The organism is Pinisolibacter sp. DMC19, assembly GCF_056313985.1.
In genome coordinates, this window is record NZ_JBQUZF010000004.1 from 91609 (window position 1) to 112805 (window position 21197).

General features: G+C 70.3%; 17 protein-coding genes. 8 read left to right on the forward strand and 9 right to left on the reverse strand.

The genetic code is table 11. From position 1 onward, the window contains the following. Positions 1 to 48: 48 nt before the first annotated feature. Positions 49 to 807, forward strand: coding sequence for a gamma-glutamyl-gamma-aminobutyrate hydrolase family protein (locus ACT53U_RS11595; protein WP_476155235.1), 759 nt, complete (start codon positions 49 to 51; stop codon positions 805 to 807). Between the two features lie 52 nt (positions 808 to 859). On the opposite strand, the gene ACT53U_RS11600 is transcribed toward ACT53U_RS11595, so the two are convergent. Continuing rightward, a complete protein-coding gene (locus tag ACT53U_RS11600) occupies positions 860 to 1573 on the reverse strand; it encodes a GNAT family N-acetyltransferase (RefSeq protein WP_476155236.1) in 714 nt (237 codons plus the stop codon). A gap of 184 nt (positions 1574 to 1757) precedes the next feature. On the opposite strand from ACT53U_RS11600, the gene ACT53U_RS11605 reads away from it, so the two are divergent. The 3 genes from ACT53U_RS11605 to ACT53U_RS11615 all read left to right on the forward strand — a co-directional run bounded on the left by ACT53U_RS11605 (position 1758) and on the right by ACT53U_RS11615 (position 6782). Further along, on the forward strand, positions 1758 to 3998 hold the full coding sequence (locus ACT53U_RS11605; protein ID WP_476155238.1) for a heavy metal translocating P-type ATPase: 2241 nt from the start codon (positions 1758 to 1760) through the stop codon (positions 3996 to 3998). A 159-nt stretch (positions 3999 to 4157) separates the two neighbouring features. Next, positions 4158 to 5753, forward strand: coding sequence for an OpgD/OpgG family glucan biosynthesis protein (locus ACT53U_RS11610; protein ID WP_476155240.1), 1596 nt, complete (start codon positions 4158 to 4160; stop codon positions 5751 to 5753). A 198-nt stretch (positions 5754 to 5951) separates the two neighbouring features. Continuing rightward, positions 5952 to 6782 (forward strand): tellurite resistance TerB family protein, encoded by an 831-nt coding sequence (locus ACT53U_RS11615; protein WP_476155242.1) that lies wholly within the window; start codon positions 5952 to 5954, stop codon positions 6780 to 6782. Positions 6783 to 6861: 79 nt separating this feature from the next. Here ACT53U_RS11615 and ACT53U_RS11620 read toward each other — a convergent pair whose 3' ends face one another. The 3 genes from ACT53U_RS11620 to ACT53U_RS11630 all read right to left on the reverse strand — a co-directional run bounded on the left by ACT53U_RS11620 (position 6862) and on the right by ACT53U_RS11630 (position 9383). Next, complete coding sequence (locus ACT53U_RS11620) at positions 6862 to 7896, reverse strand: LacI family DNA-binding transcriptional regulator (RefSeq protein ID WP_476155244.1); 1035 nt, start codon at positions 7894 to 7896, stop codon at positions 6862 to 6864. 180 nt (positions 7897 to 8076) lie between these two features. After that, entirely contained in the window at positions 8077 to 8565 is a 489-nt protein-coding gene (locus ACT53U_RS11625; RefSeq protein ID WP_476155246.1) for a MarR family winged helix-turn-helix transcriptional regulator, read from the reverse strand. A 50-nt stretch (positions 8566 to 8615) separates the two neighbouring features. After that, on the reverse strand, positions 8616 to 9383 hold the full coding sequence (locus ACT53U_RS11630; RefSeq protein WP_476155248.1) for an ABC transporter ATP-binding protein: 768 nt from the start codon (positions 9381 to 9383) through the stop codon (positions 8616 to 8618). 127 nt (positions 9384 to 9510) lie between these two features. Here ACT53U_RS11630 and ACT53U_RS11635 point away from each other — a divergent pair, with 127 nt between their 5' ends. Beyond that, a complete protein-coding gene (locus ACT53U_RS11635; protein ID WP_476155250.1) occupies positions 9511 to 10851 on the forward strand; it encodes an 8-oxoguanine deaminase in 1341 nt (446 codons plus the stop codon). An 11-nt stretch (positions 10852 to 10862) separates the two neighbouring features. Then, positions 10863 to 11663 carry a creatininase family protein gene (locus ACT53U_RS11640; protein ID WP_476155252.1) on the forward strand — a complete coding sequence of 267 codons (801 nt, stop codon included), beginning with the start codon at positions 10863 to 10865 and terminating at the stop codon, positions 11661 to 11663. Positions 11664 to 11873: 210 nt separating this feature from the next. On the opposite strand, the gene ACT53U_RS11645 is transcribed toward ACT53U_RS11640, so the two are convergent. The 5 genes from ACT53U_RS11645 to ACT53U_RS11665 form a co-directional block, all read right to left on the reverse strand. Continuing rightward, a complete protein-coding gene (locus ACT53U_RS11645; RefSeq protein WP_476155253.1) occupies positions 11874 to 12308 on the reverse strand; it encodes a GlcG/HbpS family heme-binding protein in 435 nt (144 codons plus the stop codon). A gap of 11 nt (positions 12309 to 12319) precedes the next feature. Continuing rightward, positions 12320 to 13618 carry a glycolate oxidase subunit GlcF gene (glcF, locus tag ACT53U_RS11650; protein ID WP_476155255.1) on the reverse strand — a complete coding sequence of 433 codons (1299 nt, stop codon included), beginning with the start codon at positions 13616 to 13618 and terminating at the stop codon, positions 12320 to 12322. An 11-nt stretch (positions 13619 to 13629) separates the two neighbouring features. Beyond that, positions 13630 to 14844: an FAD-binding protein gene (locus tag ACT53U_RS11655; protein ID WP_476155257.1), complete on the reverse strand. Its 1215-nt coding sequence runs from the start codon at positions 14842 to 14844 to the stop codon at positions 13630 to 13632. Beyond that, a complete protein-coding gene (locus ACT53U_RS11660) occupies positions 14844 to 16337 on the reverse strand; it encodes an FAD-linked oxidase C-terminal domain-containing protein (protein ID WP_476155259.1) in 1494 nt (497 codons plus the stop codon). Before ACT53U_RS11660 ends, ACT53U_RS11655 begins: the two co-directional genes overlap by 1 nt. Before the next feature lie 451 nt (positions 16338 to 16788). Continuing rightward, positions 16789 to 18951: a malate synthase G gene (locus ACT53U_RS11665; RefSeq protein ID WP_476155261.1), complete on the reverse strand. Its 2163-nt coding sequence runs from the start codon at positions 18949 to 18951 to the stop codon at positions 16789 to 16791. A gap of 283 nt (positions 18952 to 19234) precedes the next feature. On the opposite strand from ACT53U_RS11665, the gene ACT53U_RS11670 reads away from it, so the two are divergent. Next, positions 19235 to 20008, forward strand: a complete 774-nt coding sequence (locus ACT53U_RS11670) for an IclR family transcriptional regulator (RefSeq protein WP_476155263.1) — start codon at positions 19235 to 19237, stop codon at positions 20006 to 20008. A 77-nt stretch (positions 20009 to 20085) separates the two neighbouring features. Then, entirely contained in the window at positions 20086 to 21183 is a 1098-nt protein-coding gene (locus ACT53U_RS11675) for a GNAT family N-acetyltransferase (RefSeq protein ID WP_476155265.1), read from the forward strand. Positions 21184 to 21197 lie beyond the last annotated feature (14 nt).

Consider the following 21197-nt stretch of genomic DNA (forward strand, 5'->3'; position numbering starts at 1 on the left):
CCTGCCGCGGCGGGATCGGCTCTCGACGCAGCCATTTCGGGAGAAGCCATGTCCGCGACGCCGCTCGTCCTGCTCACCTGTGACCACCGGATCATCGACGGTCTTTCCTGGCACATGACGCCGGCGCCCTACATCGAGGGCACGCTCGCCGGGGCGGGCGCGGTGCCGGTGCTGCTGCCGGCGCTCGGTTCCGCGATCGATCTCGACGCGGTGCTCGACCGGATGGACGGCGTGGTGCTGACGGGGTCGCGGTCCAACGTCCATCCGAGCCTCTACGGCGAGGAGCCGACGACGGCGCACGAGCCCTACGACCCGGCGCGCGACGCCACCAGCCTGCCGCTGATCCGCCGGGCGCTGGAGAAGGGCGTGCCGCTCTTCGCCATCTGCCGCGGCTATCAGGAGCTGAACGTCGCGCTCGGCGGCTCGCTCCACACCGAGATCCAGACCTTCGAGGGCCGGATGGACCATCGTGCCCCCGACGTCGCCGACTGGGACGATCGTTTCGCCATCCGCCACCCGGTCCACGTGGTGGCCGAAGGTTGCATCGGCCGCATTCTCGGGTCCGACACGGTCGAGGTGAACTCGCTGCACCGCCAGGGGCTGGCGCGGCTCTCCGATCGGTTGCAGATCGAGGCGACGGCGCCGGACGGCACGATCGAGGCGGTGAGCGTGCGCGACGCGAAGGCCTTCGCGGTCGGTGTCCAGTGGCATCCCGAATACTGGGTGCGTTCGGACGCCCCCTCGGCCAAGCTCTTCGCCGCCTTCGGCGAGGCGATCCGGGCGAGGGCCGCGGCGCGGGAGAAGTGAAACGAAAAGGCCGGGCAATCGCCCGGCCTTCGATTTCTCGGATCGCCTCGCCTCAGTGGGCGTGCGCCGCCTTCGGGCGGAGATTGGCGAGCGGCGCCTTCTGGTGGCCCTCGCCGTCGAAGTTCTCGGGCTTCAGCCAAGCCGCGAAGCCGGCCTTCACCATCGGCCATTCGGCGTCGACGATCGAGTACCAGGCGGTGTCGCGGTTGCGGTTCTTGATCACCATGTGACGGCGGAAGATGCCCTCGAAGGTGAAGCCGAAGCGGATCGCGGCGGTGCGCGACGGGGCGTTCAGCGCGTCGCACTTCCACTCGAAGCGGCGATAGCCGAGGTCGTCGAAGGCGTGGCGCATGGCGAGATAGATCGCTTCCGTCGCCGCACGGGTCTTCTGCAACACCGGCGAGAAGAAGATGTGGCCGATCTCGATCACGCCGTTGGCGGGGCGAATCTCCATCAGCGTCAGTACGCCGAGCGCCTTGCCGGAGGCGGCGTCGACGACGGCATAGGCCAGCGGATCGGTCAGTTCCTCGCGGCCCGAGAGCCAGGCGAGGAAGGCGGCCTCGTCCGGGAAGGGTCCGTAGGACATGTAGGTCCAGACCGAATCGTGGCCCTTCACCGCGGCCCACAGGTCGGCGCCGTGTCTGGCGGCGCTCAGCGGCTCGAGCCGCCCCCAGGTTCCGACGATGGTGGCGCGCACCGGGCGGGCCCTTTCGCTCCATCCCTCGACGATCGGTCCGATGGGGCGTTCCTCGCGTGTTCCGGCCATCCGGTGGCTCTCCTGTCCGTCACGTCGACGACGACGACGTTTCCTCGTTCACCCTGCGACCTTAGGCGTCGGCGCGGGAGGAGATCAACGGTCATCCGCGCTGACACGGATGTGACGACGCCGAACGACGAAGCGGAACGTGCCCTCTCGACCCGGCGACGCGAAAGGGGCAAAGTCGGCGGCCATGAACCAAGTCGCCGCCAGAAGCGCCCTCGCCGACGTTCCGACTGCCGAGCCGATCGTGCTCGACGTCACCGGCATGACCTGCGCCGCCTGCTCCGCCCGCATCGAGAAGGTGCTGGGCCGTACGCCGGGCGTCGAACGGGCGACCGTCAATCTGGCGCTGGAGACGGCCGAGGTCGTGGCGCCGGGCGTTGCCGCCGACACGATCGTCGAGGCGATCGAACGCGCCGGCTTCGGCGCCCGGCCGCGCGACACCGCCATCGCCGCCCGCCGCGCCGCCCTCGCCGCGGCGGAAGCGGCGCGCGCCGAGGAGGAGAAGCGCTCCTTCCGTCTCTTCGTCTTCGCCGCCGTGCTGACCGCGCCCTTCCTCGTCGCCATGGTGCCGATGGCCTGGGGCGTGCACGCCCATTGGCTGGCGCCGTGGATGCAGCTGGCGCTCGCCACGCCGGTGCAGTTCGTCGCCGGCCGCCGCTTCTACGTCGGGGCGTGGAAGTCGCTGCGTGGGTTCGCCGCCAACATGGACGTGCTGGTGGCGCTCGGCACCACGGCCGCCTGGGGCTTCTCGGTCTGGGCGATGATCGAACACGGCGAGCACGCCGGGCCGCATCTCTATTTCGAGGGTTCGGCCACCGTCCTCACCCTCATCCTGCTCGGCAAGCTGCTCGAGGCGCGGGCCAAGCGCTCGGCGAGCGCGGCGGTCGCCAAGCTGATGCAGCTGCGTCCCGACCTCGCCGTCCGGATCGCCGCCGACGGCTCGCAGGAGACCGTCTCCGCCGATCTCCTGCGACGCGGCGACCGCATCCTGGTGAAGCCGGGCGAACGGGTCGCCGCCGACGGTATGGTCGCGGAAGGTGCGTCGGAACTCGACGAGAGCCTCGTCACCGGCGAGAGCATGCCGGTCGCCAAACAGATCGGCGACAAGGTCGTCGCCGGCACGATCAACGGTGCCGGCGCGCTCACCGTCGCCGTCACGGCGGCGGGTGAGGACACGACCGTCGCCCGTATCGCCCATCTGGTCGAACAGGCGCAGATCGCCAAGGCGCCGGTGCAGCGGCTGGTCGACCGTATCGCCGCCGTCTTCGTGCCGGCGATCGTCGCCATCGCGCTCGCGACCTTCGCGGCGTGGTGGCTGATCGGCGCCGACTTCGAAGCGGCGCTGGTGCCGGCCGTCGCCGTGCTGGTCATCGCCTGCCCCTGTGCGCTCGGGCTCGCCACGCCGACGGCGCTGGTCGCCGGCACGGGCGCTGCGGCGCGGGCCGGCATCCTGATCCGCGACATCGAGGCGCTGGAGCGGGCGCATGCCGTCGACTGCGTCGTCTTCGACAAGACCGGTACGCTGACCGAAGGCCGTCCCGCGGTCACCGACGTCTTCGTCCTCGGTGGCTCGGGCGACGAGATGCTGCGGCTCGCCGCGGCGGTGCAGGCGACGAGCGAACATCCGCTCGCCAAGGCCTTCGTCACGGCGGCGGAGGTGCGCGGTCTCTCCCTGCCGCTGGCGACCGACTTCCGCGCCGAGGTCGGCCGCGGCGTCACGGCGACGGTCGACGGTCGGCGTGTGGCGATCGGCAATGCCCGACTGATGAGCGAGCTCGACGTCGATCTCCGCCTCTTCGAGATCGAGGCGCGGCGGCTGTCGCTCGAGGCCAAGACCGTGGTGGTGGTGGCGCGCGACCAGGAGGCGCTCGGCCTCGTCGCGCTCGCCGACCCGCTGCGCGAGACCGCCAAGCCGGCGATCGAACGGCTCGCCGCCGATCGCATCTCGACCCAGCTCGTCACCGGCGACGCGCGTGCCCCGGCCCAGGCCGTGGCACAGGCGGTCGGCATCGACATCGTCCGGGCGCAGGTGCTGCCGGCCGGAAAGGTCGAGGCGGTGGAACTGCTGCGCCGGTCGCAGATGGTGGTGGCGATGGTCGGCGACGGCATCAACGACGCGCCGGCACTCGCCGCCGCGGACGTCGGTATCGCCATGGGCTCGGGCGCCGACGTGGCGATGGAGACGGCCGGCATCACGCTGATGCGCTCCGATCCGCGCCTCGTGCCGGCGGCGCTGGAGATCGCCCGGGCGACCTGGGCGAAGATCCGCCAGAACCTGTTCTGGGCCTTCTTCTACAACGTCGTCGGCGTGCCGCTGGCGGCGACCGGCCATCTCACGCCGGCGCTCGCGGGTGCGGCGATGGCGCTGAGCTCGGTCACCGTGGTCACCAATGCGCTGACGTTGACGCGGTGGAAGCCGCGGGGATGAAGCCCTTCGAGCGAGCAGGAACCCGGCGAGTGATCGTCGCAGGGGGCAGCGTCGCGATTCCGCCGGATTGCGGTGGCTGATGACGCAGACTAAATGAAGACGGTGCCGAGCCTCGGCACGCTTCGTTCCGGTCCTCCCCTCGCATCTTCGGGACACTCGATGAGCGCCGACCTTTCTCGCCGTGATCTTCTCTCCGCCGCCCTCGCCACGTCGGTCGCGAGCCTCCTCGGGGCCACCGGCCCGGCGGAAGCCGCACAGCTGAAGTTCGGCCCGGCCAAGCCCTTCTCCTTCGCGGCACTCGCCGAACGGGCGCGCAAGCTCGCGACCAAGGCCTACATGCCGCCGCGCAAGCCGGCGCCCGAGATCGTCGACCAGATCGGCTACGAGCAGCACGGCAAGATCAAGTTCCGGCCCGACCACGCCATGTTCTCCGACGAGAAGGGCGTCTATCCGGTGACGTTCTTCCCGGTCGGCAAGTACTTCCCCAAGACCGTCAAGATGCATGCGGTCGAGGGCGACAAGGCGGCCGAGGTGCTCTACGAGCCCGAATACTTCGACATGCCGGACGACAGCCCGGCGCAGAAGCTGCCGGAGGACACCGGTTTCGCCGGCTTCCAGATCCGCGAGGCCAAGTCGCGGCCGGACTGGCAGAAGAAGGACTGGTGTGCCTTCCTCGGCGCCTCCTATTTCCGCGCCATCGGCTCGCTCGGCGAATACGGCCTGTCGGCGCGCGGCGTGGCCATCGACACGGCGAGCCCGAAGGCGGAGGAGTTCCCGGACTTCACCGAGTTCTACCTCCAGCCGGCGAGTGCGGAGACCCAGCCGCTGGTCGTCTACGCGCTGCTCGACGGTCCGTCGATCACCGGCGCCTACAAGTTCACCATCCGCCGCACCGAGGGCGTGATCATCGACGTCGAGTGCAGCCTGTTCATCCGCAAGGACATCGGCAAGCTCGGCATCTCGCCGATGACGTCGATGTACTGGTTCTCCAACTACGACAAGAGCTACCAGCTCGAGTGGCGTGAGGGCGCGCACGATTCGGACGGTCTGGCGATGTGGACGGGCGCGGGCGAGCGCATCTGGCGGCCGCTGGTCAACCCGCCGGGTCCGTCGACCTCGGCCTTCGTCGACGACAATCCGCGCGGTTTCGGCCTGATGCAGCGCCAGCGCGACCCCAAGGCCTACATGGACCGCTACCTCAACTACGAGCGGCGGCCGTCGCTGTGGATCGAGCCGGTCGGCGGCTGGGGGCAGGGCGCCTTCCATCTCGTCGAGTTCCCGACCGATCACGAGGACTTCGACAACATCGGCTGTTTCTGGGTGCCCAAGCAGCCGATCAAGGCGGGCCAGGAGCTCGACTTCCGCTATCGCATGTACTGGAACGCCGACGAGCCGGAGCGTCCGGATCTGGCGCGCGCCAGCGCCACGCGGATCGGCCGCGGCGGCTTCCCCTACACCCGCGCCAACCCGCCGGAGATCAAGCGCATCGTCGTCGAGTTCACGGGTGGTTCGGCGCTCGCGGCCTTCCCGCGCGACGACAAGACCAAGAAGCCGGAGGCGGTGATCACCCCGTCGCGCGGCGAGATCTCGTCGGTCTTCCTCGAGACCACGACCTGGAACGACGCCTGGCGGCTGCAGTTCGACATCAAGGCCGAGGGGCCGGATCCGGTCGACATCCGCGCCTACTTGCGCTCCGGCGAGACCGCGCTGACCGAGACCTGGCTGTTCAAGCTGCACCCGCAGAAGACCTGGTGAGGCCACGGCCGAACCGACGACGAGGGCGCCTCCGGGCGCCCTTTTTCGTCTTCGGGGGCCGGAGGGCAGTGCGCGAAAATTCTCCCTTCCGCAGGGTCGTCGGGATCTTGCGGCGGACTTTCGCGGTCACCAGATTCGTCGGGCCGCCGCGCGCTCCGGATCGTCCGAGGGCCTTCCGGCGGCTTCGGAGGACGTGACATGTTCGACGCCACCAGGCTTCTGGAGCAACTGCTCGGGCCGCAGGCCGCCGCCACCGCGCAAGGCTACATCGAGCAGGGCACCAAGGCGGTCGAGGGCGTGGTCGGTGCCGATCGGCTGGCCCGCGGCAAGGCCTTCCTCGGCGAGAGCCTGCAGTCGCTCGAGACCACGGCGACGCAGACGATCGGCGCCGAGAACATCGCCAAGGCCAAGGACTACGTCCAGAACAACCAGATGGCGACGGGCGCCGCCGCCGGTGGTCTCCTGGCGTTGCTCGTCGGCACCGAGACGGGGCGCAAGGTCGCCGGCTCGGCGGTGCAGATCGGTACGCTCGCCGCCCTCGGCGGCCTCGCCTGGAAGGCGTGGCAGGCCTCGCAGGCGGGATCCGCCGCGCCGGCGCCGGTCGATACCCCGGTCGCGCCCGCTTCCGCCCCTTCGGTCGCCCCCGCACCTCTGCCGGAGGCAATGGCGACCGATCCGGCGACGACGCAACGGCTGGCGGCGGCGACGATCATCGCCATGATCCAGGCGGCCAAGGCCGACGGTCACGTCGACGACGCCGAGCGCGCCGCGATCCTCTCGCGGGTCGGGCCGGTCGAGGCGGCGGCCAAGGCCTTCCTCGAGACCGAACTCGCCCAGCCGCTCGATCTCGACCGAGTCGCGAGCCTCGCGACGACGCCGCAGGAAGCCGCCCATCTCTACGCCGCCTCGCTGCTCGCCATCGATCCCGACCAGCCGTCGGAGCAGGCCTATCTCGAGGCGTTGGCCGGCCGGCTCGGTCTCGATGCCGGGCTGGTGGCGGAGATCACGCGGCAGGTGAAGGGCGCCTGAGGGCACTTTCATCGCACAGAGAAAGAGAAACGGCGCGTCCCGCGGGGCGCGCCGTCTTCGTGTCTCGGGCCGTGATCGATCAGGCGGCCGGCTTGCAGGTGGTCTCGCGCAGGCGCAGCACCGGCTTGACCAGCGCGCGCATTTCTTCCGGACGGCGGCCGGCGACGATGTCGACCAGCGTCTGGGCGGCGAGGCGGCCGACTTCCTGCTGGCCGTTCCACACCGTGGTCAGGCCGGGCGACCAGACCGAGGCCTCGTCGATGTCGTCGTAGCCGGTCAGCGAGATGTCCTGACCAGGGTCGATGCCGCGCCGCTTCAGCTCCATCATGATGCCGAGGGCGAGGAGATCGTTGAAGCAGACGATGGCGGTGGGCTTCGCCTCCAGCACGTCGCCGCAGATGTCGCGGCCGGCGCGGCGGGAGCCCGCGGCCGGGAACTCCAGCGACGGGTCGACCGGCAGGCCGGCGGCGCGCAGCGCGTCCTCGTAGCCGGCGCGGCGTTCGGAGGCGGCGGAGCTGTCCTGCTGACCGCCGACCAGCGCGATGCGGCGGTGACCGAGGCCGATCAGATGTTCGACGGCGAAGCGGATGCCGGTGCGGTCGTCGCCGCGGATGACCGGGACTTCCGGCAGATCCGGCAGTTCGCGGGCGATCAGCACGGTCGGTAGGCCGGCGTCGACGATGCGGGCGACGTCCTGCGGCTTGGAGCCGGCCGCCGGGCACAGGATCATGCCGTCGGCACGATACTGCAGCAGCGTCTCCAGGAACTGGCGCTGGCGCAGCGGATCGTCGCCGTGGTTGAACAGGATGACCGTCTGGCCGCGGCGGCCGAGTTCGATCTCCACCGCCGAGACCAGCTCGGCGAAATAGGGGTTCAGGATGTCGTGGACGACCAGACCGACGATGTTGGTGCGCGCCGTCCGGAGGCTCGCGGCCGAGCGGTTGTAGATGTATCCGAGCTCCTCGGCGAGCGCATGCACGCGCTTGCGGGTCTCCTCGGCCACCAGCGTCGAGTTGCGCAGGGCGAGCGAAACCGTCGCGGTGGAGAGATCGAGCCGTTCCGCGATCATCGCCAGAGTGAGACGTCGTTTCGGCGTGGCGCCAGGCGTGTCCATCGTCATCTCGAAAGAGGGGAGAGAGGGCGAAGCGCGTCGCGCCCCTCGCGCGCGCGGTCGTCCGTTATTGCCGGAAAGTCGTATCCCGCGCAACAACCCCCCGCAGTGAAACGTATGCCGCTTTGCCGCGCATTCGCGCTGCGTGGCAAAGCGTCGTCCGTCAGCGGTAGCGGGGTAGGATCAATCTTCGGGATCTTCGTCCGGCTCCTCGACCGAGGCCGGCTCGGCCAGGCCGTCGAGGGGGAGCGTCAGGTTGCGCTCGATGGCGCGCAGAAGCTTGCGCAGCTTCTTCTTGTCCTTGTCGTCGAAGCCGGCGAGCGCCTCGCGCTCGATGCGGGTCCAGATCCGGTCGATCTCGTCGATGCGGCCGCGGCCCTCTTCGGTCAGGAAGACGCGGGCGAGGCGGCCGTCGGTCTGTGAGGCGACGCGCTGGAGGAGGCCGGCGGCGGCCATGCGCGAGATCATCTTGGTGACCGTCGGCGGTTGCACGCCGAGCACCTGGGCGAGGTTGCTCATGGTGCGGCCGTCTTCCTCGCCGAGTGCCTTGAGCACCGACTCCTGCCCCGTGTGGAGGCCGATCCGCGCCAGATGGGTGCCGGAGCGGGCGCGGTGCGCCTTGGCGGCCATGGCGAGACGATGGGTGACGGACTTGCGATGTTTGAAGCTCATGTCCGATCCCTGCCATGGTCGTGCAACAGTTTTACGACGGCTATCGAATTTTATCCGCCGGCGGCCGCGACGTCGACCGTCGCCGGTGTCGCGACCGCGGCGAGTGTCGCCGAGACGCGCGCCGCCGTCGCCGCGAAGGTGGGGCTGGCGCGAAACGCCGCGCCGCGCGGGGCATCCGGCACGACCGCGATCTCGGCGGCGACGCGGCCGGGTGCCGGCGTCATGACGAGGATGCGGTCGGCGATCGACACCGCCTCGAACACCGAATGGGTGACGAAGAGCACGCCGAGCCCGGTCTCGCCGGCGAGCTCGCCGAGGTCGTCGGCGAGGCGGAAACGCGTGATCTCGTCGAGGGCGGCGAAGGGTTCGTCCATCAGCAGGAGCTTCGGCTCGACCACCAGCGCACGGGCGACCGCCACCCGCATGCGCATGCCTCCGGAAAGCTCGCGCGGCCGTTTGTCGGCGGCATCGAGGAGATGGACGCGGGCGAGCGCGGCGCGCGCCCGCTCGCGCGCCTCGGTGCGGGGCACTTTCGCGAAGCGCAACGGCAGGGCGACGTTGTCGAGCGCGCTCGCCCAGGGCATCAGCGTCGGGTCCTGGAAGACCAGTCCGAACCCCTTCGGCGGCGCCTCGACGCGGCCGGCATCGGTCATCTCGAGGCCGGCGACGAGGCGCAGCGCGGTCGATTTGCCGCAGCCGGAGGGGCCGAGCAGCGCCACGATCTCGCCCGCGCCGATCGCGAGCGAGACGTCGTCGACGATCGCCTCGCCGGCGAAGGACTTGGTGACGTGGTCGAGGGCGGCGAGTGGCAGGGACAAGGGCGTGCGGACCTCTTCGGGCGGGACGGCCGGAGACTAGCGGTCCGCGGGGGCTGCGTCGACCGTCGCGCGGTGACGGGGCGTCGTGCCTCGTCTAGGATGCGGCGCGAAGAGACGAGGTGTCGGCATGCGGTCGTGGTTGAAGAATCCCCTGTCCATTCTGGCGGAGAACGCCGGCGGCGGTGTCGTCGTCGAGGGCGGGCGCATCGTCGAGCTGGTGGCATCCGGGGCTTCGCCGGCGGCGCCGGTCGACACGATCTTCGACGCCGCGCGCCACGTGGTGATCCCGGGCCTCGTCAACACCCATCACCACGTCTACCAGACGCTGACGCGCGCCCACCCCAAGGCGATCAACAAGGAGCTCTTCCCCTGGCTCCAGGCGCTCTATCCGATCTGGACCAGGGGGCTCTCGCCCGACGCCTTCCGGCTGGCGGTGCGGCTCGCCGACACCGAACTCATGATGTCGGGCTGCACCACGGCGGCCGATCACCACTACATCTTCCCCAAGGGGCTCGAGAACGCGGTCGACATCGAGGTCGAGGAGGGCCGCGCGCTCGGCATTCGCATGACGGTGTCGCGCGGCTCGATGAACCTCTCGGTCGAGGACGGCGGTCTGCCGCCGAAGGCCGCGGTGCAGGACGAGGAGACGATCCTCCTCGACAGCGAGCGGGTGCTCGCGAAGTATCACGACCGTTCCGAAGGCTCGTTCACCCAGATCGCGCTGGCGCCGTGCTCGCCCTTCTCGGTGACACGCTCGCTGATGAAGGCAACGGCGGATCTCGCGGCGAAGCACGACTGCCGCCTCCACACCCATCTCGGCGAGACCCACGACGAGGATGCCTTCTGTCTGTCGAAGTTCCAGTGCCGGCCGGTGGACTATCTCGAAGAGGTCGGCTGGATGAGCGACCGCACCTGGCTCGCCCACGGCATCCATTTCGGCGACGAAGAAGTGGCCCGCCTCGGCCGCCACGGCGTCGGCGTCTGCCATTGCCCGACGTCGAACGCGGTGCTCGCCTCCGGCCTCTGCCGCACGCGGGAGCTGGAAGCCGCCGGCGCGCCGGTCGGTCTCGGGGTCGACGGTTCGGCGTCGAACGACAATTCCAACCTGATGGAAGGCGTCCGCCACGCGCTGATGCTCGGCCGTCTGCGCTACGACGCGACGCTCTCCCATCTCGACGCGCTGCGCTGGGCCACGAAAGGCTCGGCGCGCTGCCTGGGGCGCGACGACATCGGCGAGATCGCGGTCGGCAAACAGGCGGATCTCGCGCTCTTCACGCTCGACGAGCTGCGCTTCTCCGGTGCCGGCGATCCGTTGGCCGCGCTCGTCCTGTGCGGCGCGCATCGCGCCGACCGGGTGATGGTGGCGGGGGCGTGGAAGGTCGTCGACGGCCTGCCGGTCGACGTCGACGTCGCGAAGCTTCGCCACGAACACGGGGAGGCGGCGCGCGCCTTCCTCGAATGCCTGTGAAGGAACACCCGATGGCTCCCCGTCGCTTCTGGTCCGATCTCGTCGCCACGGATTTCGCCGACCCGCAAGTCGCGTCGTGGGTCGCCGTGCTGCCGATCGCGGCGGTGGAACAGCACGGGCCGCACATGCCGCTCGGCACCGACACGATCATCGCCGACGGCCATGTCGCCGCGACCGTCACGCGTCTGCCGGAGGCACTGCCGGTCGTCTTCCTGCCGACGCAGGCCGTGGCGTGGTCGGCGGAACACGAGGCGTCGCCCGGCACGCTGACGCTCTCGTGGGAGACCGTCGCCAAGGTGTGGCTGGAGATCGGTGCCTCGGTGGCGCGGGCGGGGGTGCGGCGGCTGGTGATCGTCAACGCCCACGGCGGCAACGTGCCGATCATGGATCTGGTCGTGCGTGAACTCCGCATGCGCCACGGCATGCTGGCGGTCGCCTCGTCGTGGTCGCGCTTCGGGCGGCCCGAGGGACTGTTCGATGCCGACGAACGCCGCCTCGGCATCCATGCCGGCGACGTCGAGACCTCGATGGTGATGGCGCTGCGTCCGGATCTGGTGCGGAAAGACGCGTTCGCCGACTTCCCGTCGCTGCAGGGGGAGATGGAACGCGAGTTCCGCCATCTCCGGGCCTACGGGCCGCATGCCTTCGGCTGGGCGGCGCAGGATCTCAATCCGACCGGTGCGGTGGGTGATCCGAGACGCTCGTCGGCGGAGAAGGGCCGCGCGGCGATCGACCATGCGGCGGCGGGCTTCGTCGAGCTGCTCGAGGAGGTCGCCCGGTTCGATCTCTCGCGGTTGGCGGAGATCGGGTGAGGCGCTTCTTCCTTCTCCCCTTGCGGGAGAAGGTGCCCGAAGGGCGGATGAGGGGTGTCGCGCGAAGCGCGAAGCCCCTGATGGGCGAAAAGGCGGTGAGGATCCGTCGATCGCATCGACCGGGGTTGGACAGGGGAGCGCACCATGGTGCGCGCCCCATCATCCGGCGCGTTCCGCGCCACCTTCTCCCGCGAGGGGAGAAGGGAAGCCTCAGCCCACGTCGGCCTTGAAGCCGGCTTCCTCGATCGCCACGACCAGCGCCGCCTCGTCGTTGTCGGAGGTGTCGCCCGACATGCCGGCGGCGCCGACGATGTTGCCCTTGTCGTCGCGGATCAGCACGCCGCCGGGGACCGGGACCGCGCCGCCGGCGCCGATCACGCTCTCGAGGCCGGCGAGGAAGTGCGGACGATCCTTGGCGATCGCCTCGATCTTGCGGGTGCCGGCGCCGAAGGAGACGCTGGCGTTGGCCTTGCCGAAGGCGATCTTCCAGCGGACGATCGGGCAGCCGTCTTCGGCACCCGCCGCCTTCAGCGCGGCGCGGCCGTCGATGACCACCACGGCCATCGGGTTGAACTTGCGCTCGCGCGCCACGGCGAGCGAACGGGCGACGATGGCCTGCGCCTTCTCGAGGGTCAGATGCGACATGGGAGTTCTCCTCAGTTCGTTGGGCCGAGAGCCTCTGGCCGGGGACCGCCGGTCGCCCAGTCGAGAAGCTCCACGGTGTGGACTATCGGTATGTCGGTACCGGCGCCGATCTGCATCATGCAGCCGATGTTGCCGGCCGCAATCACGTCCGGCGCGACGGTCATGATGTTGCGGACCTTGCGGTCGCGCAGGCGCCCGGCGAGTTCGGGCTGGAGGATGTTGTAGGTGCCGGCCGAGCCGCAGCAGATGTGGCTCTCCGGCGGAGTGACGACCTCGAAGCCGGCCGTCGCCAGAAGCTCCGCCGGCAGCGACGTGATCTTCTGGCCGTGCTGCATCGAACAGGCCGAGTGATAGGCGACGCGCGGGCGGTCCTCCTTCACCACGGCGCTCGCGAGATCGAGCATGGCGACGACCTCCGACACGTCCTTGGCGAGCGAGGCGACCTTCGCCGCCTTGTCGGCCCAGGCTGCGTCGAGGCGGAACATGTGGCCGTAGTCCTTCATCGTCGTGCCGCAGCCCGAGGTGGCGATGACGATGGCGTCGAGCCCGTCGCCGTCGGCCTCGGCCATGAAGGCGTCGATGTTGCGGCTCGCGCGGGCATGGGCGGCGTCGGTCTCGCCCATGTGATGCTCGAGCGCGCCGCAGCAGCCCATGCCCTTCGGCACGACGATCTCGGCGCCGAGGCGGGTGAGCAGCCGCACGGTCGATTCGTTGATCGCGCTGTCGAGCGCCGCCTGGGCGCAGCCGGTCAGCAGCGCGACGCGCAGCCGCTTCGGCGTGGCGGCGGGGATGACCTGCGGCCGCTCGACCCAGGAGGGCGTGGCGAGCGTCTTCGGCGCGAGACCGAGCACCGCGGCGACCGGGTGGGGCAGGAAACGCGCGAAGGGCCGGACCAGCGCCGCGGCGGCGAGCGCCAGGCGGAAGATCGTCGGGTTGGGGATGACCCGGCCGAGCAGCTTGCGGAAGAGGCGATCGGCGAGCGGTCGCCGGTAGGTGCGCTCGACATGGGCGCGGGCGTGGTCGACCAGATGCATGTAGTCGACGCCCGAGGGGCAGGTCGTCACGCAGGAGAGACAGGTGAGGCAGCGATCGAGATGCTTCACCGTCAGCGGATCGGCGGGCCGATCGTGCTCCAGCATGTCCTTGATCAGGTAGATCCGCCCGCGCGGGCTGTCGAGTTCGTCGCCGAGCTCGAGGAAGGTCGGGCAGGTCGCCGTGCAGAAGCCGCAGTGGACGCACTTGCGCAGGATCTTCTCGGCGAGCGCGGTGTCCGGGTCTTCGAGCAGGTGAGGCAGGAAGTGGGTCTGCATCGTGCCTCTCCTCAGCGAGCGGGGTTGGGGATCGCGACCATGCGGCCGGGCGAGAACAGGCCTTCGGGGTCGAAGGCGGCCTTCACCCGCGCGGCGAGTGCGGCGAGGGCGGCGGGCTGGGGATGGAACACCGGCACCGCGGCGCGATCGGCCTCGGACGCGCGCACCAGCGTGGCGTGGCCGCCGACGCGGTCGACGGCGGCGCGGACGCGGTCGGCCTGCGGCCCGGCGTCGACGTCCGTCGCCAGCCAGACGAGGCCGCCGGCCCAGTCGAAGAACCAGGCATCGAGGGCCGCGACGTCGCGCAGCGCGGCGACGAGTGCCGGGCCGTCGGTCGGGGCGAGCGACAGGCGCCAGATCGGGCCGGGACGCGTCGTGATCGGCGCGGCTTCGCGGATCGAGGCCCAGAGGGCTAGCGATTCGTCTTCGCCGAGGATCTCGACGGCGCCGAGGCTGCGCCAGCGGGCGACGAGGTCGGCCTCGCGGCTCGCCACCGACACGGCGGGGCCGTCGAGGCGGATCAGCGTGGCGGCGGTGCCGTGGAACGGGCCGTCGACACCGGCGGGCAGATGGGCGGCGGCGTCGACCTCCTGCGGCAGGCCGGTCGCCTCGCGCATCAGCTTGCCCGCGGCCGCGTCGTCGAGGCCGAGGACGGCGACGGTCTCGCAGGCTTCGGCGCGCGGCATGACCTTGAAGGTCAGTTCCGAGACGGCGGCGAGCGTGCCGAAGGAGCCGCAGACCAGTTTGGAGAGATCGAAGCCGGTGACGTTCTTCATCACCCGGCCGCCCGACTTGAAGGTCTCGCCGAGACCGTTCACGGCGCGGAAGCCGAGGAGATGGTCGCGCGCCGCGCCCCTCTTCGGCCGGCGCGGGCCGCTTGCGTTGATCGCGAAGGCGCCGCCGATCGAACCGGAGCCCGGCTCGAGGCCGAAGAGGGCGGCGTGGTCGATCGGGTCGAAGGCGAGTTCTTGACCACGAGCGGCGAGCGTCGCGCGGATTTCGGCGAGCGGCGTGCCGGGCAGCGCCGTCATCACCAGTTCGGCCGGCTCGTAGAGCGTGATGCCGGAAAGGCTCGCGAGCGACAGGGCCGCGTCGGCCTCGACCGGGTGGCCGAGGGCGCGGCGCGTGCCGCGGCCTTCGATGGCGAGGGTCTCGCGGGCGGCGCGGGCCGCGCGCACGATCTCGACGAGGTCGGCCTCGTCGCGGGGGGCGTGGGTCGCGGCCATCAGAACCTCGGGATCTCGGGGAAGGGGAGATCGCCGCCGCGGACGTGCATGAAGCCCATCTCGGCGCAGCGGTGGAGCGTCGGGAACACCTTGCCCGGATTGAGCCGGTGGTTCTCGTCGAAGGCGCACTTGACCCGTTCCTGCTGGCCGAGGTCGACGGCGTCGAACATCTCGCCCATCAGGTCGCGCTTCTCGATGCCGACGCCGTGTTCGCCGGTCAGCACGCCGCCGACGGCGACGCAGAGGCGCAGGATATCGGCGCCGAAGGCCTCGGCCTTCTCGGTGTCGCCGGGGATCGAGGCGTCGTAGAGGATCAGCGGGTGGAGGTTGCCGTCGCCGGCATGGAAGACGTTGGCGACGCGCAGGCCGTGGAAGGCGGCGAGCTCGTCCATCCGCGTCAGCACCTCCGACAGGCGGCCGCGCGGGATGGTGCCGTCCATGCAGAGATAGTCGGGACCGATGGCGCCGACCGCCGGGAAGGCGTTCTTGCGGCCGAACCAGAAGCCGATGCGCTCGGCCTCGGAGGTCGAGACGCGGCAGGAGGTGGCGCCGTTGGCCCGTGCGATCTTCTCCACCGCCTCGACGAGGTGGTCGACCTCGGCCGCGGTACCGTCGAGTTCGACGATGACCAACCCTTGCGCGTCTTCCGGATAGCCGCAGGGCTTGAAGGCTTCGGCCGCGTCGATCGCGGCCTTGTCCATCATCTCCATGCCGCCGGGGATGATGCCGGCGGCGACGATGGCCGCGACGCAGTCGGCACCGGCCTTCACCGTGTCGAAGCCGAGGAGGACGCCGCGCGCCGTCTCCGGCTTCTGCAGGATGCGGACGGTGACCTCGGTGACGACGCCGAGCAGGCCCTCGGAGCCGACCACCAAGCCGAGCAGGTCGAGGCCCTCGGCATCGAGATGCTTGCCGCCGAGGCGGACGATCTCGCCGCCGATCAGCACCATCTCGACGCCCAGCACGTTGTTGGTGGTGAGCCCGTACTTCAGGCAATGCACGCCGCCGGCGTTCTCGGCGACGTTGCCGCCGATCGAACAGGCGATCTGCGAGGAGGGATCGGGGGCGTAGTAGAAGCCGCGGTGCTCGACGGCCTTGGTGATGGCGAGATTGGTGACGCCGGGCTGGACGCGGGCGACGCGGTTGTCGAAGTCGACCTCGAGGATGCGGTTGAACTTGGCCATGCCGAGCAGGATTCCGTCGGCGAGTGGGAAGGAGCCGCCCGACAGCGAGGTCCCGGCGCCGCGCGGCACCACCTTCACGTTCATCTCGGCGGCGAGCTTCATCACCGCGACCACCTCGTCGATGGTCTCGGGCAGGGCCACGACCAGCGGCTTCTGGCGATACATGGTGAGCGCGTCGCACTCCCACGGCGTCAGTTCACGCTCGAGATGGATGACGCTCTCGGGCTTCAGGATCGCCTGCAGGCGCGCGACGATGTCGTCGCGGGCCGCCAGGATCTCCGGCTCCGGCAGGGGCATGGTCAGGGACATCGTTTCCTCGCCCGATTATCGGCTTGTGCTTTTGCCGGACATTGGCTCGAGACGCGGCGGCCGTCGAGAGGGTCTGGTGAAGTTTTTTGACCACGATGCTTACGTGGGCAAAAACGACCCCGAAATCCTCACGCGCTCTCGCGAATCGCTCCGTCGATCCGCCGCATCGCGATGGTGCGAAGCCGGCGTCGCAAAGCCCATGCGGCATCCTAGCACCCGGACCGATCGCCCGGCATCCCGTTCGTCCGTCGAGGGGGCGAAGTCGTGCAGAGGTCCTTCACCCTGAGGTGCCCGGCTCTGCCGGGCCTCGAAGGGCGAAGGGCCGAGGAGCACCGCCCGTCGTGGCTTCGTGTTTCGAGGCTCGCTTCGCGAGCGCCTCAACATGAAGCCGAACGGAGGACGAGGGGGCCGGGCGGCGCATCTCGATGCGGCGCTCGGCCTGTCTCCCCGATCAGCGCGCCTTGGCCTCACGGCGATAGGTCGTCAGCACGAACTCGGTGTAGCCGTTGGGCTGGGCGAGGCCTTCGAAGACCAGCGCGCGGGCGGCGCGGAAGGCCGGGCCGTCGAAGCTCGGCGCCATCGGGCGATAGGCCGGATCGCCGGCGTTCTGCCGGTCGACGACGACCGCCATGCGCTTCAGCGCCTCGTCGACCTGAGCCTCGGTGACGATGCCGTGGCGCAGCCAGTTGGCGATGTGCTGGGACGAGATGCGCAGCGTCGCGCGGTCTTCCATCAGGCCGACGTCGTGGATGTCCGGCACCTTGGAGCAACCGACGCCGAGATCGACCCAGCGCACGACGTAGCCGAGGATGCCCTGCGCGTTGTTGTCCAGCTCCTCGCGGACCTCCTCGGGCGAGAAGTTCGACTTCGCCAGCGGCAGCGTCAGGATGGCGTCGAGCGAGGCGGGCGTGCGGCCGGCGATCTCCGCGCGGCGGGCCTCGACCGAGACGTCGTGATAGTGCAGCGCATGCAGCGTCGCCGCCGTCGGCGACGGAACCCAGGCGGTCGAGGCACCGGACTGCGGGTGGCCGATCTTCTGGGTCAGCATGTCGGCCATCCGGTCGGGGGCCGCCCACATGCCCTTGCCGATCTGGGCACGGCCGGTGAGGCCCATCGCGATACCGACGTCGACGTTGTTGTTCTCGTAGGCCCCGATCCAGGCTTCCGCCTTCATCGCGTTCTTGCGGACGACGGGACCCGCCTCCATCGCGGTGTGGATCTCGTCGCCGGTGCGGTCGAGGAAGCCGGTGTTGATGAAGACGACGCGGTGGCGCGCCGCGTCGATGCAGGCGGCGAGGTTGACCGTGGTGCGGCGCTCCTCGTCCATGATGCCCATCTTCAGCGTGTGGCGCGGGAGTTTCGCGACGTCCTCGGCGCGGGCGAAGAGTTCGTCGGCGAGCGCCACCTCGGCGGGGCCGTGCAGCTTCGGCTTGACGACATAGACCGAGCCGGCGCGCGAGTTGCGGATGTCGTGCGTGCCGAAGAGGTCGTGGCGGGCGATGACGGCGGTGATGGCGATGTCGACCATGGTCTCGGGGACCGGGCGGCCGGCGGCGTCGAGCACCATGTCGGTCGCCATGTGGTGGCCGACGTTCCTGACCAGCATCAGCGAGCGGCCGTGCAGCGTCAGCGTGCCGCCGTCGGGGCGACCCCAGACGCGGTCGGGGTTGAGCCGGCGCGTCACCTTGCGGCCGCCCTTCTCGAACGTGTCTTCCAGGGTGCCCTGCATCAGGCCGAGCCAGTTGCGATAGACGCGGATCTTGTCCTCGGCGTCGACCGCGGCGACCGAGTCCTCCATGTCCATGATGGTCGAGAGCGCGGACTCCAGCACGACGTCGGCGATGCCGGCCGGATCGGTCGCGCCGACCGGGGTCGAGCGGTCGACGATCACCTCGGCATGGATGCCGTGGTGGCGGAAGAGCAATGCGGTCGGGCGCTCGTGCTCGCCGCGGAAGCCGGCGAAGCCCGACGGATCGGCGAGGCAGGTCTCGCGGTCGTCGCCGAGCGACAGGACGAGGCCGCCGTTCTCGACGGCGAAGCCGACGACGTCGGCCCAGCCGCTGGCGGCGAGCGGCGCGATGGCGTCGAGGCGGGCCTTGGCGGCGGCGACCACGCGGGCGCCGCGGGCGGCGTCGTAGCCCGCGCCCTTGGCGGTGTCGCCCAGCGCATCGGTGCCGTAGAAGGCGTCGTAGAGGCTGCCCCAGCGGGCATTCGCAGCGTTCAACGCGTAGCGGGCGTTGTCGATCGGCACGACCAGCTGCGGGCCGGCGAGGGTGGCGATCTCGGGATCGACGTTCTCGGTCGCGACCGCACGCGGGGCCGGCGCCGGCAGCAGGTAGCCGATCTCTTCGAGGAAGGCGCGATAGGCGGCCGCGTCGTGCGGCTTGCCGCGGCGGGCGCGGTGCCAGTCGTCGATTTTCGCCTGGAGCGCGTCGCGGGTGGCGAGGAGCGCGGCGTTCTTCGGCGAGAGGTCGTTCAGGAGGCCCGACAGGCCCTTCCAGAAGTCGGCGGCGGCGATGCCGGTGCCCGGCAGGGCTTCCTGCTCGACGAAGGCGACGAGCGCGGCATCGATCGAGATGTCGGCGATGCGGAGGTGTTGCCGGGATGCGGACATGGAAGGTCTCCGAAGGGCTGCGGGCGCCGTCGTCGGGCCGATAGGGCGGGCGCCACCGTCATGGGGCAAGATGGCGCAGGCAGGCTGCCGGGTCAATTTTTCTGGAAACGTTTTTCATTTTTTGCCGAACATGGTACATGCCATTGATGATAAGGCGGAAAGCCGATTTCCAACGGTGAAATTCAAACGTTTGGGGCGCGACTTTTTTCGCGTCCGGGAGGCGGACGTGGCGCTGAGAGGCAGACCGAGGGGGACGGGGCGACCGCAGGTCGACACCGGCGGGGTGCAGTCGCTCGACCGCGCCCTGCGCCTGACGGCGGCGATCGCCGAGAGCGACGGGGCGACGCTGACGGCGCTCGCCGAGCGGGTAGGGCTTCCGGTCTCGACCGTCCATCGGCTGATCGGCACGCTCGCCGCCCACGGTTTCGTCGAGGCCGACGAGGCAACGCAGACCTGGGGCATCGGCATCGAGGCCTTCCGCGTCGGCCAGGCCTTCCAGCGGCGGCTGCGGCCGATCGAGCTTGCCCGCCCGGTGATGCGCGAGCTGATGGAGGCGACCGGCGAGACCGCCAATCTCGGTATCTTCGAGGGCGGCGACGTCGTCTTCGTGTCGCAGGTCGAGAGCCACGAGCCGATCCGCGCCTTCTTCCGCACCGGCGAGCGGCGCGAGGCCCATGCCTCGGGCATCGGCAAGGCGCTGCTCGCGGCACTGCCGCCGGCCGACCTCGCGCGCTGGCTGCGCGGGCGGGTGTTGACCCGCCACACGCCGGCGACGATCGGCACGGCGGAGGACCTGCGCGACGCGCTGGCGGCGATCCGGGCGCGCGGCTTCGCGGTCGACGACGAGGAACGCAGCGCCGGCATGCGCTGCATCGCCGCGGCGATCTGGGACGACAACGGCGAGGCGATCGCCGGTCTGTCGATCTCGGGGCCGAGCCACCGGGTGACGCGCGAGCGGATCGGCGAAATCGGACCGCAGGTGGCGGCGGCGGCGGCCCGCGTCACCCGGGCGATCGGCGGACATGCGCGCCGCAGCGCCGACGCCGCGCCCCGCTAGATGCTTCGCATTTTCTTAGTTTTCCGGGCCTAGTGTCGCTCGATCGGGGCGCCTGGCTCTGGAACGGGACGGAGTCTATGACGGGTTCGACATGGCGGGTCGCGATCAGCGCCGATCGCGAGGAGATCGCGCGGCTGGTCGGCGTCGACCGCGCCGATCTGGAACGATCGCCCTTCCAGCGCGCCCAATGGCTCGAGACCTGGTTCGGGTCCTTCGCCGCCGAGGCGCCGAACGCGCTGCTCGCGGCGACGATCGAGGATCCCGCCACCGGCGAGCCGGTCTTCGTGCTGCCGCTGACGGTGATGCGGCGCGGCGGCATCGTCCGGCTCGAGGCCTGGGACGGCGGCGTCTCGGACTACAACGGTCCGGTGCTGTCGAAGGACTTTCACCCCGAGCCCGGCGACATGCGGCGGCTGTGGCGTGAGATCGTCGGGGCGCTGCCCGGCGTCGACGTGGTCGACTTCGAGAAGGTCCCGGCCGTGATCGGCGACGTCGACAATCCGCTGCTGATGGTCGAGGGCGTGCGCCCGTCGCATTTCGCCCGCCATCCGCTGCCGCTGCCGGCCGACGGCGACTTCGAGCGGCTGGCCGCCACCCGCTTCGATCCGACCCATCGCCGGACGCTGGCGAAGAAGCGCAAGAAGCTCATGAACAAGGGGCGGCTCGAGTTCGCGCTCGAGACCGGGTGCGATGCGCTGCCGACGCTCGAACGGCTCCTCGAATGGCGCAGCGCCCGCTTCGCCCACGGCGCCGAGCCGGAGGAGACGCGCCGCATCGACGCCTTCTATCGTTCGCTCTGCGGCCACACCGACATCGCCCGCGTCGGACGGCTGACGCTCGACGATCGGCTGATCGCCGGTTGTTTCGGCACGCTGACCGACCGGACGTTTCAGCTGCTCGTCGTCGCCCACGACGGCGCCTTCAAGAACTGGTCGCCGGGGCTCCTGGCGATCGAGAGCTCGATCGCCCATCTCTGCGCCCGCGGTGTCACGGTCTACGACTTCACCATCGGCGACGAGCCCTACAAGCTCGACTTCGGTGTCGAGACCGAGAAACTATGGGATCTGCAGTCGGCCCTGACGCTGAAGGGCCGGCTCTATCTCGTCGCCCGGCATCTCGCCGAGCGTACCCGCGAGACCGTGCGTCGATACGTCGGGCGCAAACGGCTCGCCTGAGGCGGCACACCGCC